Source organism: Paractinoplanes rhizophilus (assembly GCF_042664765.1).
Taxonomy (GTDB): Bacteria; Actinomycetota; Actinomycetes; order Mycobacteriales; family Micromonosporaceae; genus Actinoplanes; species Actinoplanes rhizophilus.
Window position 1 is genome coordinate 179932 of the sequence record NZ_JBHTBJ010000006.1, and the last position, 14180, is coordinate 194111.

Annotated in this window: 12 protein-coding genes; 7 read left to right on the forward strand and 5 right to left on the reverse strand. The window is 73.2% G+C overall.

Annotated elements, in window-relative coordinates:
* The first annotated feature begins 101 nt into the window (after nt 1–101).
* A complete protein-coding gene (locus tag ACFQS1_RS11540; RefSeq protein ID WP_378966770.1) occupies nt 102–2312 on the forward strand; it encodes a putative bifunctional diguanylate cyclase/phosphodiesterase in 2211 nt (736 codons plus the stop codon).
* An 18-nt stretch (nt 2313–2330) separates the two neighbouring features.
* On the forward strand, nt 2331–5327 hold the full coding sequence (locus ACFQS1_RS11545; protein WP_378966772.1) for an NACHT domain-containing protein: 2997 nt from the start codon (nt 2331–2333) through the stop codon (nt 5325–5327).
* A gap of 108 nt (nt 5328–5435) precedes the next feature.
* On the opposite strand, the gene ACFQS1_RS11550 is transcribed toward ACFQS1_RS11545, so the two are convergent.
* Nucleotides 5436–6164 (reverse strand): TetR/AcrR family transcriptional regulator, encoded by a 729-nt coding sequence (locus tag ACFQS1_RS11550; protein WP_378966774.1) that lies wholly within the window; start codon nt 6162–6164, stop codon nt 5436–5438.
* Nucleotides 6165–6190: 26 nt separating this feature from the next.
* Between ACFQS1_RS11550 and ACFQS1_RS11555 the strand changes: the two genes are divergently transcribed.
* Nucleotides 6191–7030, forward strand: coding sequence for an alpha/beta hydrolase (locus tag ACFQS1_RS11555; RefSeq protein WP_378966776.1), 840 nt, complete (start codon nt 6191–6193; stop codon nt 7028–7030).
* Nucleotides 7031–7043: 13 nt separating this feature from the next.
* Here ACFQS1_RS11555 and ACFQS1_RS11560 read toward each other — a convergent pair whose 3' ends face one another.
* The 3 genes from ACFQS1_RS11560 to ACFQS1_RS11570 all read right to left on the reverse strand — a co-directional run bounded on the left by ACFQS1_RS11560 (nt 7044) and on the right by ACFQS1_RS11570 (nt 8984).
* Nucleotides 7044–7466, reverse strand: a complete 423-nt coding sequence (locus ACFQS1_RS11560) for an ester cyclase (RefSeq protein ID WP_378966778.1) — start codon at nt 7464–7466, stop codon at nt 7044–7046.
* Between the two features lie 112 nt (nt 7467–7578).
* A complete protein-coding gene (locus ACFQS1_RS11565; RefSeq protein WP_378966780.1) occupies nt 7579–8124 on the reverse strand; it encodes a DUF305 domain-containing protein in 546 nt (181 codons plus the stop codon).
* 53 nt (nt 8125–8177) lie between these two features.
* A complete protein-coding gene (locus ACFQS1_RS11570; protein ID WP_378966782.1) occupies nt 8178–8984 on the reverse strand; it encodes a hypothetical protein in 807 nt (268 codons plus the stop codon).
* Nucleotides 8985–9401: 417 nt separating this feature from the next.
* Here ACFQS1_RS11570 and ACFQS1_RS11575 point away from each other — a divergent pair, with 417 nt between their 5' ends.
* The 4 genes from ACFQS1_RS11575 to ACFQS1_RS11590 are packed head-to-tail and all read left to right on the forward strand — an operon-like array spanning nt 9402 to nt 13866.
* Nucleotides 9402–11021, forward strand: coding sequence for a translation initiation factor III (locus ACFQS1_RS11575; RefSeq protein ID WP_378966784.1), 1620 nt, complete (start codon nt 9402–9404; stop codon nt 11019–11021).
* Entirely contained in the window at nt 11018–12493 is a 1476-nt protein-coding gene (locus ACFQS1_RS11580) for an NADH-ubiquinone oxidoreductase-F iron-sulfur binding region domain-containing protein (RefSeq protein ID WP_378966786.1), read from the forward strand. Before ACFQS1_RS11575 ends, ACFQS1_RS11580 begins: the two co-directional genes overlap by 4 nt.
* 17 nt (nt 12494–12510) lie before the next feature.
* Nucleotides 12511–13017 carry a redoxin domain-containing protein gene (locus ACFQS1_RS11585; RefSeq protein WP_378967043.1) on the forward strand — a complete coding sequence of 169 codons (507 nt, stop codon included), beginning with the start codon at nt 12511–12513 and terminating at the stop codon, nt 13015–13017.
* Nucleotides 13018–13866 (forward strand): cytochrome c biogenesis CcdA family protein, encoded by an 849-nt coding sequence (locus tag ACFQS1_RS11590; RefSeq protein ID WP_378966788.1) that lies wholly within the window; start codon nt 13018–13020, stop codon nt 13864–13866. It abuts the gene before it with no gap.
* Here the strand turns inward: ACFQS1_RS11590 and ACFQS1_RS11595 are convergent.
* Entirely contained in the window at nt 13841–14086 is a 246-nt protein-coding gene (locus ACFQS1_RS11595) for a PspC domain-containing protein (protein ID WP_378966790.1), read from the reverse strand. The two genes, ACFQS1_RS11590 and ACFQS1_RS11595, sit on opposite strands and share 26 nt — an antisense overlap.
* Nucleotides 14087–14180 lie beyond the last annotated feature (94 nt).

Here is a 14180-nt window from a genome sequence, read left to right on the forward strand (position 1 = left end):
AGCAGCGACAACTCATTATTTAGCACTCCTGGCGAGGGAGTGCCAAGCCGAATCCCGAAAAAAGTCCCTCATGTGGCGGCGGGCGCGGCCGATACACGGACGTGAGGCAAGCGCGGATCTGGCACTGGTGGGTCGCCGTCGGGACAGCGGCGATCATCGGCTACTTCATGCTGCCCGCCGACTCGCTGGCGTCCACGTTCGCCTACGACGGGATCGGCCTCGTCTCGGGGCTCGCCATCCTGGCCGGCGTGCGCCTGCACCGGCCGGAGCGGCCCGCCATGTGGTACTGGTTCGCCGCCGGTCAGCTCGTCTCGGTGGTGGGCGACTTCGTCTACGAGTATTACGACCTCGTCCTGCACGAGGAGCCGTACCCGTCGTTCGCCGACGTGTTCTACCTCGCCGCGTACCCGGCGGTGGCCATCGGCCTGGTGCTGCTCATGCGCCGGCGGGGCAGCCGGGGCTCGGCCGGCTTCATCGAGGCCGCGATCATCGCCGTCGGGCTGGGCCTGGCGTTCTGGGTCTTCGTGCTGCACCCGGTCGCGGCCGGGTCGGCCACCTCGATGCTCGAGCGATGGATCAGCACCACCTATCCGGCCGCCGACGTCCTGCTGCTGGCCATGCTCGCCCGGCTGTTCACCGGCGGGAGCGGCCGCAACGCCAGCACCCGGCTGATCGGTGCGGCCGCGGTGCTGGTGCTCGCCGCCGACACCGCCTACTCCCTGGTCTCGCTCTACTGGGACGCCGACATCCCATGGATCAACGTCGGGTTCCTGCTCTCCTACCTCGGCTGGGCCGCCGCCGCGCTGCACCCCTCGATGACGTCGCCCGGGGCCGGCGCGGCGATCGGCTCGGGCCTGCGGCCGGCCCGGCTGGTCGCGTTCGGCGTCGCCACGATCATCGCGCCCGCCCTGCTGCTGCTGCCCGGGGTCGGCGCCGACGGCATCGACCGGCGTGCCCTCGCGGTCGGCTCCGTGCTGCTGTTCCTGCTGGTCTTCGTCCGGATGGCGCAGTTCATGCGTGCGCTGGGCCGGCAGGCCGGCGAGCTGGAGCGGCTCGCCATGGCCGACGATCTCACCGGGCTGGCCAACCGCCGCCGCCTCGAGCAGGAGCTGCGTGACGCCCCGGCGACCGCGTGCCCGCAGGTGGCGCTGCTCGGCCTCAATGGGTTCAAGAGCGTCAACGACGAGCTCGGCCGCCCGGCCGGCGACGAGGTGCTGGCCGCCCTCGCCGAGCGGCTGATCGCCGCCGCGCCCGCCGGGGCGCTGGTGGCCCGGACCGGTGGCGACGAGTTCGCGGTGCTGCTGGCCGACGCCGACCCGGCCGACGCGCAGCGGATGGCGGAGGAGATGGTGTCCGCGCTGCGCGCGCCGGTCCGCGCCGACGGTCGCGACCTGCTGGTCGGCGTCGGCATCGGGCTCAGCGGCGGCGCCGGCCTCGGCCCGGTGGAGCTGCTGCGCCAGGCCGAGTCGGCGATGCACGCCGCGAAGGTCGCCGGCGTCACGGTACGCCGCTGGGACCAGGCGCTCGACGAGCGCTCGACCGCGTTCGCGCGGCTCGGCGCCGAGCTGCGCACCGCCCTGGACTCCGGGCAGTTCCACATGGTCTACCAGCCGATCGTCGAGATGCCCTCCGGGCGGGTGCACGCCGTGGAGGCGCTGGTGCGCTGGCAGCACCCGGTCCGGGGCATGGTCAGCCCGGCCGAGTTCATCCCGGTCGCCGAGCAGAACGGGCTGATCGTCGAGCTGGGCGCGTGGGTGCTGCGGACCGCGTGCCTGCGACTGGCCACCTGGCGGGCGGAGCTCGGCACCGACGCGCCCGCCCGGGTCAGCGTCAACGTGTCGGCCAAGCAGCTCGCCCGGCCCGGCTTCGCCGCCTTCGTGGCGTCGGTGCTGGCCGCGACCGGGCTGCCGGCCTCCTGCCTCGCCGTCGAGGTGACCGAGACGGCGGTGTTCGAGGGCGGCCCGGCGGTGACCGCGCTGCACGAGCTGAAGGCGCTGGGCGTACGGATCGCGCTCGACGACTTCGGCACCGGCCACTCGTCGCTCGGCCTGCTCCAGACCGTCCCGGTCGACACCATCAAGGTCGACAAGTCGTTCGTCGACGACGTCACCGCGGCCGGCCGGCAGGCGGTCATCGCCGAGACGCTCATCCGGCTCACCGACGGCCTCGGCCTGGTCGCGGTGGCCGAGGGCGTCGAGACCGCCGAGCAGGCGGCGGCGCTTACCCGGCTGGGATACCGCTACCTGCAGGGCTACCTCTACGGCCGGCCGGTGGCCGACCCCGACTTCGCGCGGGTCCCGGCCGCGGCATAGGTCGGCCAGAATGGGCTGATGCCGAAGGGACTGTCCTATGCCGACGCGGTCAAGCTCCTGGGTGGCAAGGGCCCGCTCGCGACCGCGGCCGACAACCTGCTGGGCGGTCTGCTGAGCGTCGCGACGCTGGGCGGGAGCGACGCCGCGCTCGGCTTCTTCGACGCCAAGGCCGAGATGGCCCGGCTGAGCGGTCTGCTGAGCGCCAAGATCAATGATTCCGTACGGGGTCTGGGGCGCCACGACCGCAGTCAGCGACTCCTCGCCGCGCACGCCGTGCTGGTCGTGACCGCCTTCTTCGATGCCACGGACGATTTCGACCGCGGGGAGTCCCTGGACGCGAGCCGCGACGAACAACTCTCGGCGGCCGGCGCCCCGCCCGGCGAGACGATGATCTATCGCCTCGTCACGAGCCAAATTCCGATGCCGTCGGCCGATCGCTCCTACGACCGCCTCCTCGACGACCTGCGCCAGTGGTATCGGGAGCGGGCCGCCGCGACCGCCGACCCTCGGATGATCGGCCGGGCGGTCGACCTCTACGACCGGGCGCATCGGCGGCTCGCCGAGCAGATCCCCGAGTTCGCCATCTGGGCCGGCAAGCTCGAGGCCCGGGCGTCGGCCCGCGGCCTGGAACGCCTCGAAGTTCTGCTGTCGCGCGCCACCTCCGGCAGCGACCCGGGCGCCCACCGCGCCGCCCTCGCGCGCGTCTACCGCGCCGAGCTGTCCCGCCCGGTGTTCCGCGGCGACGCCGACCGCCTCGTCCTTCCTCCGCTCGGCGACGCATACATCGACCCGCACTTCCGGGTCAAGGAGGTCGGCCCCGCCGCCCGCCCGTCGGCGGAGTCCTGGTGGACCGACACCGCCGTCCGGTCCGACTTCCCCACGTTCCTCGCCACCTGTCTGACCACCGGGCAGGCGGCCGGGGCGCCGATGCTGCTGCTCGGCCAGCCCGGCGCGGGCAAGTCCTCGCTCACCAAGATCCTCGCGGCCCGGCTGCCGGCGAGCGACTTCTTCGTCGTCCGGGTGCCACTGCGCGACGTACCCGCCGAGGCCGACGTCCAGGAGCAGGTGGAGGCCGCCCTGCGCCGCGCGATCGGCGAGACCGTCGCCTGGGCCGCCCTGGCCCGCGAGTCCCGCGAGGCGCTACCGGTGATCCTGCTCGACGGCCTCGACGAGCTGCTCCAGACGACCGGCCTGCACCAGTCCGACTTCCTCGAGCGGGTCGCCGCGTTCCAGGAGCGCGAGGCCACCCTGGACCGCCCGGTCGCGGTGGTGGTGACCAGCCGGATCGCGGTGGCCGACCGGACCCGGCTGCCCGGCGGCACCCTGGTGGTGCGGCTGGAGCCGTTCGACGACGACCAGATCGGACGCTGGGCCGACGTGTGGAACACCGCCAACCGCGGCCGCCTCCCGGCCCCGCTCGACATCGAGGCCCTGACCCGCGTCCGCGGCCTGGCCGAGCAGCCGCTCCTGCTGCTGATGCTGGCCCTCTACGACGCCGACGGCAACGCCCTGCGCGACGACGCCGCCGCGTTCGACAGCGGCCAGCTCTACGAGCGCCTGCTCACCCGCTTCGCCGAGCGCGAGGTGCGAAGAGTCCACGGTGACCGCACCGCCGAGCTCGTCGAGGAGGAACTGGTCCGCCTCGCCGTGGTCGCCTTCGCGATGTTCAACCGCAACCGCCTCTGGGTCACCGCCCGCGAGCTCGATGACGACCTCGCCGCCCTCGACCTCGCGCCCTCCCGCCCGGCCGGCCCGGCCGGCTTCCGCACCCCGCTCAGCGCCGCCCAGGAGATGGTCCGCGGCCTGCGCCTGCGCGACCGCCAGGAGGACGACCCGCTCCAGGCCCTGCTCGGTTTCACCCCGCTGACCGCCCGCAACACCGTGCTGCCGTTCGTCCGGGGCCTGATCGGCGACGACGAGCGCGCCGTCGTCCGCGCCATCCTGGTCCGCCGCACCGCCCAGGCCGTGACCCGGCCGGTCTTCACCCCGAGCCGCTACCAGCCCGTCGACAAGCGCATCGACCACTGGATGTCCATCTACTCGCTCAACCTGGTCCTGCTGGTCCTGGCGTGCGGCGGCGAGCTGCGCGCCTCCGACCTGTTCACGCAGGCCGCCGACCCCGCCGACTGGCTGCGCGGAACCGCCCTGCAATGGCGCGCCGCCTGCCCGAGCGGCATGTGGCTGGAGGCCCTGGAAAACCTCACCGTCCGCCGCGAGTGGCACGAGGGCCGCCGCGACATCGTCCTCGGCACGGGCCGCGCCGGCGTCGGAGCCATCGACGCCGACTGGTCCAACCGCTTCGCGCCCGGCCATCCGCGGCCGGACGACTACGCCGGCAACTTCCCGGTGGACGCCGCGCTCAAGTCGATGCACCTGAGCAACAACCTGAGCGACGATGCCCTCCTGCACGCGGTCGAGCCGATGCTCTGGCAGACGCCGGAGGCGATCACCACCTTCGTCGCCCACCCGGAGCGGGAATCGGTCGCCCGCAGCCTGATCCAGCTGTGGCTGACCTCCGCCCGCACGGACAACCCGGCGGACCTGGCCCGCGCCTACCGTCGCGCGGCGGTGGCCGTGGCGGCGGTGGACTTCGCCGGCGGCAGCACCGCCACCGTTCTGCTGCATTCCCTGCTGGCCGACGTCTCCCGCCTGCGCCCGCGGGACGTGCTGGCCGTCGTCGAGCGGGTGATCGGCGACGCCGACCGCCGGGCATCGATCTTCGCCATCCGATGCCTGATCGCCCCCGAGCTCGCCGACCTGGGCGGCAACCGCGACGGTCTGCTGGCCCGGCTGTTCGTCTGGACGCTCACCGACCTGGACGACGCCCTCCAGGCGCGGGTCCTGCGGGCCATCCTGGCCAGCCCGCCGGCGAGCGCGTCGCTGACCGCGATGCTCGCCCGCCTGCGGCGTTCCGACCGGGCCCAGCGCCTGGAGATCCTGGCCGCCGGGAACGCCGGCCTCGCCGCACTACTGGCGCAAGCCACAGGCGACCGGGACAAGCCCGCCGACGCGTGAGTCACCCGGCCGGGCGGGTGAGCCACTCAGGCGATCCGTTCGAGCGCGCCCGGCATGATCCGGTGGTCCGGGGACAGCGGCGTCCAGGACCGGCGCGGCAGCAGCTGATCAGGGCGCGCCATCCAGCGCGGACGCCAGCAGGCGGATGGCGGCCACCAGCCCGGCGCGAGGCGCGTCCGCCCACTGCGTCGTCAGCGGCGGCAGCGCGGCGGTGAGCGGATAGCGGGACGGCAGGCCGGGCAGCAGCGCCGCGGTCGCCTCGGCGCGCTCCCGCCACGCCGCGGCGCCCGACGACCCGAGCCGTCGATAGGCGGCCGCCGTCTCCGCGCAGGCGCGCACCGTCGCGTACGCCATGGTGATCGCTTGCGGCCGCAAGCGCGACGGCACCGCCCAGCGTTCGAAGACGCCCAGCAGGCGTTCCATCCAATCGCGCTCGTGCGGGCCCTGTGCGGAATCGGCCCACGACAGCGCGGCGAGCCAGGGGTGCGCGAGGTGGACCTCGAAGAACGCCAGCGCCCACGCCTCGAGATCGTCGGCCAGGCCGGTCGCGGGGTCGGTCCAGGCCGGCAGCGGGCACGCGTGGTCCTGCATCAGCGCGAGCAGCTGCTCCTTGGTGCCGACGTAGGGGTAGAGCGCCATCGCCGTCTTGCCGAAGCGCGACGCGACCGCCCGGGTGGAGACCGCGCCGAGCCCCTCCGCGTCGGCCAGCGCGACCGCCACGTCGAGGATCTCGTCGAGGCCGAGCTGCTGCCGGGGCCCGCGACGAGGGGTGGGCAGGGTCGTGCCGCGATGCCGCCAGAGCCGGCGGACGTGCGCTTCGACGTTGGGTGTCACCATAGTCCTTACAGTGTATAGTGTTTCGCGTGGCTACCGCGCGAACGCACGACGGATCCATCATCGACGTCACCGTGCTGGGCTCTCCCGGCGACCCGGCCGTCCTGCTGCCGGTCGGCACCCGCCTGCTCGAGGGCCCGGCGGCCGACGAGATCCGGGCCTGGGGCGGCGAGCCCAACACCGGGCACGCCCTGGCCACCGCCCTGGCGGCGGCCGGGCTCCGGGTGATCGCCGCCGACTACGAGGCCCATCTGACCGAGCACCCCAAGCCGCGTACGCTGACCCCCGCCGCCCTCGCCGCGGATCTGCTGGCCATCGCCGACGCGGGCGGCGCCGGCCGGTTCGCCTACTACGGCTACTCCTGGCTCGCCCTGGCCGGCCTCCAGCTCGCCGTCCGCACCGACCGGCTCACCGCGCTGGCCATGGGTGGTTACCCGCCGCTCGGCGGTCCCTACGAAGGGATGCTCGCCGTCACCCGGGTCGCCCACCGGATGGCGCTCGACCCGCCCGCCCCGGTCGGCGAGCCGACCCCTGGCGACTGGGACAGCGTCCCGTTCACCCGCACGCCCGACCAGACCCTGCAGTACGTGACCATGTACGGGTCGCTGCAGGACTTCGACGAGCGGGCGGCCCTCGCCGGGCTGACCGTCCCGCGCCTGGCTTTCGCGGGAGAGAAGGACATCATCGCGTACGGGTCGCAGTGGGACGACCTGGTCGTGGACATCGCCGGCCCCCTCGCTGAGCACCGGGCCGAGCTGGTCGCCCTCGGCTGGACCGTCGAGACGGTCCCCGGCGCCGACCACATGACGGCCATGCGGAGCGACCGGGTCCTCCCGATCCTGCTGCCCTGGCTCGAGGCGCACGCGTGAGCCCGGGAGCGGATCAGCCGAAGCGGTCGTCCAGTTGCATCTGCACCCGGCCGCCGAGCTGCTGGGCGACCTCGAGATCGTTGCCCTCGAACCACGTCTCGGCCACCCGCCCGCCGGCCAGCCGGTAGATGATGATCCCGGTCTCCTCGACGTGCTGACCCCGCGCCGGCAGATCCAGATAACCGCCCCGATAGGTGGACCGCACCACGTAGCGCGCCACCACCCGGTCGCCGTCGGCGATCACGTCCTCGAGGGTGGGCCGCTGGTCCGCGAAGGCGGTCGGATACCAGTGCAGCCAGTCGATGAACGTCGCCCGGTCGCCCGTGCCGCCCGGCCCGTGGCAGAGGAAGTCGTCGGTGGCCAGTTCGGCAAAACGTCGCTCGTCCCCCTCCCGGCACATGTCGAACCAAGCCTCCGCGATCTCCCTGGGCCGCATGCACGAAGTTCTATGCGAAATCGCCCACTACGGCAACCCATCGTGGATCATTTGAACGCATACCGTGACCCGATCCACAGTCGCCACCCAGCCGGCGCTCCGAACGCACGTCTCAGGTCAGATACTCGCGCAGTTGCTCGATCTGCGCCGCCCGCGACTCGATCACCTGCCGGGCGAACGCCAGCGCCGCCGGGTTCGTCCCGTTCGCCTGTTCCGCCTGGGCCAGCTTGATCGCTTCCTGCTGGTGGGCGATCAGCGCCCGCAGCGGATCGGCCGGGTGACCGGGATCGGCCGGGGGAGAGGCCGGAGCCGATGCAGAGGCCGGTGCCGAGCCCGGTGCCGAGCCCGGGGCCGCGGGCTCCGGCGCCCCCCATTCGTGCAGCCAGGCCGTCATCCGCACGACCTCGTCCTGCTGGGTGACGATGATGGCCTCGGCCAGCGTCCGGGCCGCCGGCCGCGAAGCCGCCGCCCGCGCCAGCGCGATCCCCGCCTCGTGGTGCGGGATCAGCGCGCGGACGAACTCGACATCCGCCGCCGCATGCCGCTGCCCCGCCCCGCCGGTGTGCGCCGCGGTCGTGGCGGGCGAGGGCGACGACGGCGCGCCGCCGCAGCCGGCGAGCACCAGGAGCGCAGCGAGGAGGATCGATGTCCGGCGCATGTGCCGACGGTAGCCCGCGGCGGGCGCATCAGTAAACAGTCTTAACTGAAAATTCAGCGCCGGCGGCGGCGTGGCGGCGGCATCGAGGAGAAGCCCGTCGGCAGGGCCTGGGTCTCGGCCTGCCAGGCCGGCGCCTCCCGGCGGTTGCGGGTGCGGATCCGCAGCAGCAGCGCCACGCCCAGGAAGACCAGCACCGCCCCGATGATCAGGCCGGGGCCGAGCGCGCTGGGCGTGCCCGAGGCCGGGTTGAGCGCCGCGGCCGAGGTGGCGTCGTCGGCCGGAGCGGCCCGGTCGTCGGCGACCGCCTCCTGCTCCTCGTCCGGGGACGGCGCGGCCGACGGGCCGGCGCTGGGCTTCGCCGCGACCGCGGTCACCACCCGGCTGCTCGCCTCGGCCGAGCTCAGCTTGCGCCCGCCGTCGAGCGCCTGCGCCTCGAAGGTGACCCGGCCGTCGTCGGGGCCGACGAACGAGATGTCCCAGCGGCCGGTGACCTTCCGGTTCCGGCAGAGCTGGCCCGGGTCGGCCCGCGCGTCGACGACCCGGGCCTCGTCGTCGCGCAACTGGGCGCGTACCGGGAAACTCCGCCCGTTCTCAATGCGGTTGACCCGGATCTGGTCGAGGCTGATCCCCTGGGTCTTGATCACGAGGGTCCAGCGCACCCGGAAGCAGCGCCGCTCCCGCTCGGTGGCGACGACTGCCGTGAGCGTGCGTGCCTGCTTGCCGATGGTGATGGTGCCCGGCGCCTGGCCGATGGTCACGCGGAAGCCGTCGACGTCGGCCCACGCCGGCGCCGTCCATCCGGCAAGCACGCAGGTCAGGGACGCGGCAACCAGTGCCTGTCGGGCTGCCCGGTGTCGCATGATCCGTCCTCCTTCGCAGAAGCGCTCGCACCTGCCGCCTGACATCCTCGCCAGATGGTTCGTGCCCGGACGCCGAAAGGTTCAGCCGGTGCGCCGGGTCACTCTACGACGGACCTTATTTTTTGCTTAGTTGCCCGTTACCACATGGTGTCCACCCAGCTCAGGGGCCATGTGGCCGGGCCCGGTGGAAACTGCCCGACAAATTCGGCCCGAGACGTTCATCCGAACCCCGCCGCCACACGTAGATGGGGGATGGGCGGGAACCGGGAGACCGGAGCCTGCCCGCAGAGCCTGAAGCACGGGGCATCCCCCACGGATGCCGGCGTCCCGACGCCCAACGGGACGTGACCCGCTGCGGAGAACGAGGAGTCAATGGCCCGGACAGGAAACAACCAGCGATCCGCCAATCGTGTGGCCGTGGATGTCGGTGCTACCGGTACCAAACCGGCGTCCCGGGGCGCCGTCCTGATCCTGATCGTCAGCGTGCTCGCGGCGATCTGGGCGGTCGCGATGATGACCGCTCCCGGCCGCGTCGGCTACATCTACTTCTTCATGTACGCGGAGTTCTACATGGGCGTGCTCACGCTCGTGGCGCTCTCGATCACCATCATGGTCGGGCTGGTCTCCACCGACCGGCTCGTGCTGTCGATCCGGCAACGCGTGCTGTTGCAGTCCACCCACCGCACCACCGGCCTGATCGCGGTCACCTCGCTGTTCATCCACGTCTGGACGAAGGTCGCCGAGTCGCACATCGCGGTGATCGACATCTTCGTCCCGTTCCTCAGCCATCTGAACCGGGCCTACGTCGGCTTCGGCACCGTGTCCGGCTGGATCATGATCCTGGTGATGTGGACGGGTATCGCCCGGTCCCGCTTCATCGGCCGCGGCCGGCCCTGGATGTGGCGCGCCATCCACTCGATCTCGTACCTGATGTGGCCGATCGCGCTGGTGCACGGCCTCGCCGCCGGCCGCGCCGCGAAGCCGTGGGTCATCGTCAGCTACATCGTCTGCGTCCTCGCGGTGCTGGTCGGCCTGGCCGTACGCCTCTCGGTCAGCTTCAACCGCAACAAGGACTTCTCGTCGACCGCGGGCGCGGGCGCGCTGAAGCCGGTCGGGAACATGGTGCCCACCGCCTCCCCGGCCATGAAGAAGCCCCGCCGGCGCGAGCCCGAGCCCGAGCCGCAGGTCCTGGGCCCGGTCGCGGTCGTCGACTCGTTCCAGCCGGCCGCCCTGCCGCCGCCGCCCGAGCAGCGCGCCGAGCTGGTCGCCCCGGCCGCGCCGCCGCGCCAGCGCCGCGGTGGCATCGAGGACGAGATCGAGTACGACGAGCCGGCTGTCCGCGGCCGCCGCTACCCGGGCGAGGACACGTCCACCCGGATGCGCCGCCCCGACTTCGAGGACACCGGAACGCGCATGCGCCGCCCGGACTTCGAGGACACCAGCGCCCGGATGCGCCGCCCCGACCTGGAGGACACCTCCACCCGCATGCGCCGGGTCGAGATGGACGACACCTCCGCCCGGATGCGCCGCGTCGAGGTCGACGACTTCGACGAGCCGGCCCCGCCGCGCCGCCGGCGGGCCGCCGCCAACGAGCCGATGCCGATGTACGAGGACGCGCCGCGCGGGCGCCGCCGGGCCGAGCCCGGCTACGACGACGTCCCCCGGCCGCGGGGCGGCTACGACGACGTGCCCCCGCCGGTCCGGGGCGGCCGCGGCTACGACGACGAGCCGCCGCGTCGCAGCGCCCGCTACGAGCCGCGCTTCGAGGACGAGATCGAGGATGCGCCCCGGGCACGGCGCGGCCGGGGCGCCGACATCGACGGCGCCGACTCGGGACGGCACAGCCGCAGCGGGTTCGTCGACCTGGCGGACGACGACGAGACCCCGACGCTGGTCGACATGGCCTCGCGCCGGCAGCGGCGGCAGGAGCAGGAACCGGCGGGCCGGGGGGCTCGCCGTGGCGGCGGCCGCGGCCGCGGGAACGACGACGTCGCTGACGACGAGTACTGGTCGCAGCTGCGAGGGGAAGCGAATTGAGCACCGCCCAGGTTCCGCCGGTCACGGCGATCGGTGTTCCGCGGATCACCGCGGGCATGGACGAGTACGGCCGCCTGGACCTCCTGGCCCACCAGGAGGTCCACGGCGGGTTCGCCGCGCTCTCGTCCGGCGAGCTGATCGGGCTCGCCGACCGGATCGAGCTGCGCGGCCGGGGCGGCGCGGGCTTCCCGTTCGCCCGCAAGGTGCGCGCGGTGCTGGACTCCTGCCGGCGGCAGGACCTGCCGCCGGTGATCGTGGTGAACGGCACCGAGGGCGAGCCGCCGTCCTGGAAGGACAAGGCGATCCTCACCCGGGCGCCGCACCTGATCCTGGACGGCGCCGCGCTCGCGGCCGCCGCCCTGGACGCCGAGGAGATCGTCATCGGCATCGCCGACGACGGCATCGGCCAGAGCTCGATCACCGCGGCCCTGGCCGAGCGGCGGATGCCCTGCCCGACCCGGATCGTCACGGTCCCGCACCGGTTCATCTCGGGTGAGGGCGGCGCGCTGGTCCGCGGCATCAACGGCGAGGCCCACATCCCGCCCGGCCGCAAGGTCCGCTCCAGCGACAACGGCGTGATGGGCCTGCCCACGCTGCTGTCCAACGCCGAGACGTACTCGCAGCTGGCGATCGCGGCCCGGCTCGGGCCGTGGGAGTACAACGCGGTCGGCATCCCCGAGGAGCCGGGCACGGTGATGCTCACCGTCGGCGGCTCGTCCACCAACCCCGCCGTGGTCGAGGCGCCCAGCGGCACCCCGCTGATGGACGTGCTGGCCATGTGCGGCGCCGACATCGGCCCCGGCCTGCTGGTCGGCGGGTACCACGGCAAGTGGATCACCGCCGAGGCCGCCAGGACGGTGACGATCTCCCGTAAGGGCTTCGCCAAGGTCGGCGGCACGCTCGGCGCCGGCATGCTGATCCCGATCGGCTCGAACACCTGCCCGCTCGGCGAGGTCTCCCAGGTGGTGCAGTACCTGGCCGGCGAGTCGGCCGGCCAGTGCGGCCCGTGCCGGCTCGGCCTGCCCGACCTGGCCCGCGCGGTCACCCTGGTGTCGCTGGGCGGCAACGCGGTCGAGAACGTGCGCCAGGCCGCCGGCGTGGTCAAGGGCCGCGGCGCGTGCAGCCACCCGGACGGCACGGCCCGGTTCGCGCTCTCCGCGCTCGAGGTGTTCGCCAAGGACGTCGACGCGCACACCAACGGCGAGGGCTGCGGCAAGGCGGTGCGCGGCATCCTGCCGCTGCCCTACACGGCCGAGACCGGCGCCCGCAAGCTCGCGCTGGACTGGTCACGCTGCGACGGTCACGGCCTCTGCTCGGCGGTCGCGCCCGAGATCATCCGGCTCGACGCGAACGGCTTCCCGGCCTTCCCGCAGACGCCGCTGCCGCCGTGGCTCGAGATGGGCGCCCGCAAGGCCGTCAACGTGTGCCCGGCCCTGGCGCTGCGGCTGGACGACGCCAAGGCCACCCATTGAGAAAGCTCTTGGCGGCGATGATCACCGTGGCGATGGCGAGCGGCTGCGCGGCGAAGGCGGAGGCTCCGGACTCCGCCCCGATCACGCCCGCGTCCTTACCGGCCGGGACCGTGGCGGCGGTCCCGGCCACGCTGCGGTTCAGCGGCAAGACCCTTGACGGGGCGCGCTTCGACGCCGCCACCATGGCCGGCAAGCCGGCGATCCTCTGGTTCTGGGCCCCCTGGTGCGCGACCTGCGCGAGCGAGGCGCAGAGCATCTCCGACCTCGCCCAGGAGTATCGGGGACGGCTCGGGATCCTCGGCATCGCCGGGCTCGGCGACAACAAGGCGATGCACGAGTTCGTCTCGGATCTCAACGTCGGCGCCGTCCCGCACCTCGACGACCGGGCCGGCGCGATCTGGAAACGCTTCAAGATCACGCAGCAGAGCACGTACGTCTTCCTGGACGCCGGCGGGAAGGTCCTCAAGACCGGCTACCTGGACGACCTCCAGCTCACCGAGCAGGTCCGGTCCATGGTGGCCTGAATGCTGCTGCTCGCGCTCACCGCCGGCATGATGGGCGCGGTCAACCCCTGCGGTTTCGCGCTGCTCCCCGCCTACCTGTCGGTCCTCATCTCGGCCGAGAGCCGCTCGCCCGGGCGGGCCGTGCTGCGGGCGCTGCGGTGCACGGCCGCGCTCACCGCCGGGTACGTTCTCGTCTTCGGCGCTTTCGGCCTGCTGCTGACGCCGATCGCCGCGGAGATCCAGCCGCGCCTGCCGTGGGTCACCGTGGCCTTCGGCCTCGCCCTGGCCGGGCTCGGCGCCTGGCTCGCGCTGGGCGGCTCGCTTCCGGCATTTTCCGCCGTACGGGCGCCGCGGCTCACCGGATCGACCCGGTCCATGGTGGCCTTCGGGATGGCGTACGCGATCGCCTCGCTCGGCTGCGCCGCCGGGCCGTTCCTCGCGCTCGTGGTCTCCGGCCTGCGGGCCGGCTCGATCGGCGAGGGCCTGCTGCGGTACGTCTGCTACGCGGCCGGGATGGGACTCGTGGTGGGCGTGACCGCCGTGGCGGTGGCCCTGCTGCGCGTCTCGCTCGTCACCCGGGCCCGGCGGCTGCTCGCCGTGGTGCCCCGGGCAGGCGGCGCGATCCTGGTGCTCTCGGGGCTCTACGTCGCCTACTACGGCTGGTACGAGCTGCGGCTGACCCGGGACCTCCGGCTCGCCGGCCGCGACCCGGTGGTCGCCGCGGCCGAAGGCGTCCAGCGGTGGCTGGCCGGGGTGGTGGACACGGCCGGTCCGCTCACGTTCGCGCTGCTGTTCGCCGTACTCGTGCTCGGGCCGTTGATTTTCGGTTTGCGGCGTCCGGGGATCAGACGGCGGGCGGGTACGCGCTGACGTAGGCGGGCTTCTCGGCGGGCATCAGGATCCACAGGATCGGGTAGACCAGGATCTGACTGCCCGGGATGGCCAGCAGCACCAGGACGAACAGAAGACGGGTGAGCCACGGGTCGAGCCCGAAGCGCCGCGCGAGGCCGGCGCAGACACCGCCGAGGAATCGCCCCTCCTGCGGCCGGACCAGGCCCTGGCGGGACATCGAGTCGTGCACCGAGTTCATTGTGGGTCTCGCTTTCTCGCTGGTTGGTACGTCAAGAGTGGCCGTTCCCGGCGGTCGGCGGCATCGGGATCTGCCCTGACGCGCCCCTGAGTTC

What these genes read in the sequence shown, in the direction of transcription:
- ACFQS1_RS11590 (WP_378966788.1), top strand. Translation starts at nt 13,018, where the DNA reads ATGCTGCTGCTCGCGCTCACCGCCGGCATGATGGGCGCGGTCAACCCC.
- ACFQS1_RS11550 (WP_378966774.1), bottom strand. Translation starts at nt 6,164, where the DNA reads ATGGTGACACCCAACGTCGAAGCGCACGTCCGCCGGCTCTGGCGGCAT.
- ACFQS1_RS11545 (WP_378966772.1), top strand. Translation starts at nt 2,331, where the DNA reads ATGCCGAAGGGACTGTCCTATGCCGACGCGGTCAAGCTCCTGGGTGGC.
- ACFQS1_RS11565 (WP_378966780.1), bottom strand. Translation starts at nt 8,124, where the DNA reads ATGCGCCGGACATCGATCCTCCTCGCTGCGCTCCTGGTGCTCGCCGGC.
- ACFQS1_RS11560 (WP_378966778.1), bottom strand. Translation starts at nt 7,466, where the DNA reads ATGCGGCCCAGGGAGATCGCGGAGGCTTGGTTCGACATGTGCCGGGAG.
- ACFQS1_RS11595 (WP_378966790.1), bottom strand. Translation starts at nt 14,086, where the DNA reads ATGAACTCGGTGCACGACTCGATGTCCCGCCAGGGCCTGGTCCGGCCG.
- ACFQS1_RS11585 (WP_378967043.1), top strand. Translation starts at nt 12,511, where the DNA reads ATGATCACCGTGGCGATGGCGAGCGGCTGCGCGGCGAAGGCGGAGGCT.
- ACFQS1_RS11570 (WP_378966782.1), bottom strand. Translation starts at nt 8,984, where the DNA reads ATGCGACACCGGGCAGCCCGACAGGCACTGGTTGCCGCGTCCCTGACC.